1 protein-coding gene and 1 tRNA gene are annotated in these 1259 nt (G+C 44.5%); both read left to right on the top strand.

Annotation, left to right across the window (positions count from 1 at the left end; translation table 11 throughout):
* The first annotated feature begins 38 nt into the window (after positions 1-38).
* Entirely contained in the window at positions 39-1136 is a 1098-nt protein-coding gene (locus HWQ37_RS27070) for a tocopherol cyclase family protein (RefSeq protein ID WP_292753422.1), read from the top strand.
* A 33-nt stretch (positions 1137-1169) separates the two neighbouring features.
* Positions 1170-1243 (top strand) — tRNA-Arg (locus HWQ37_RS27065).
* The last annotated feature ends 16 nt before the right edge of the window (positions 1244-1259 follow it).

Genomic DNA, 1259 nt, shown 5'->3' with positions numbered 1-1259 from the left:
ATCGCGCATACTGAAAAAATCGGCAACTATCTAAATCTATGTTAACTATTCCCCTAAATTTTCTCCAATCAAGCCAAACGCCCCATTCTGGTTATCACTGGGATGGTAGTAGTCGCCGCTTCTTTGAAGGCTGGTATTACCGCGTCACGTTACCGGAAATTGGGCAAACATTCGCCTTTATGTACTCCATTGAAGATCCCATCGGCGGTAAACCTTACAGTGGCGGTGCAGCCCAAATCCTCGGCCCGGATGATGAGTATTTATGCCGTACTTTTCCTGATGTCAACAAATTTTGGGGTAGTCGGGATGTTTTGGGTTTAGGTCATTGGGGTAAAACTAATTTGCAAGTTTCTCCTCTATACCTTCTACCAGCAGAGTTTGAGTATCATGTGCAAGAAGGATATCAAGCTACTGCCACCTTGAATCAGGGAATAATTAGCGATCGCGCCACTAATAATTATTGTCGTTGGCAGTATGAAATTCAACCAGTATACGGTTGGGGCAATCAAAATAGCATTCAGCAATCAACGGCTGGCTGGGTATCATTCTTGCAGATTTTTGAACCTGGATGGCAAATTTTGATGGCTCACGGTCTAGCCACCGGTAAGATTGACTGGAATGGCAAAATCTACGAATTCACCAACGCCCCAGCCTACGGCGAGAAAAATTGGGGTGGTGCTTTTCCGCAAAAATGGTTTTGGATAAATTGTAATTGCTTTGAAGGCGAACCCGACTTAGCATTAACTGCTGGCGGCGGACGACGGGGTGTGCTGTGGTGGATGGAATCTGTAGCGATGATTGGACTGCACTATCAAGGCAAGTTTTATGAATTTGTTCCCTGGAATTCACAAGTAGAGTGGGAAATTCAGCCTTGGGGCAGATGGCAAATGAAAGCTAGTAACTCAAATTATGAAATCGAATTGACAGGAACCACCCATCTACCTGGTACACCTCTACGTGCGCCGACAGCAGAAGGTTTAAGATATTGTTGCCGAGACACTATGCAAGGAAAACTAAATTTAGAGTTACGAGAATTAAATGGGAGAAAATCGAAAATAATCCTAAAAGCAGAAAGTTTTCTTTGTGGTTTAGAAGTAGGCGGCGGCTCTTGGGATAGTTTTTGGCAGTCTCGCTAAAAATACTGCTATAATTATATATGCTTCGCAGTTGGGGTTGTAGCTCAGTTGGATAGAGCGGACGCCTCCTAAGCGTCAGGTCGTGCGTTCAAGTCGCACCAGTCCCGTTATCTTCAGACAATT

The sequence above is a fragment of the Nostoc sp. NMS4 genome (genome assembly GCF_017115095.1).
In the GTDB taxonomy this organism is placed as follows: Bacteria; Cyanobacteriota; Cyanobacteriia; order Cyanobacteriales; family Nostocaceae; genus Nostoc.
Note: the sequence above shows the minus strand (reverse complement) of the source record. Positions and strands in the feature narration are given on the sequence as shown.

What these genes read in the sequence shown, in the direction of transcription:
- HWQ37_RS27070 (WP_292753422.1), top strand. Translation starts at nt 39, where the DNA reads ATGTTAACTATTCCCCTAAATTTTCTCCAATCAAGCCAAACGCCCCAT.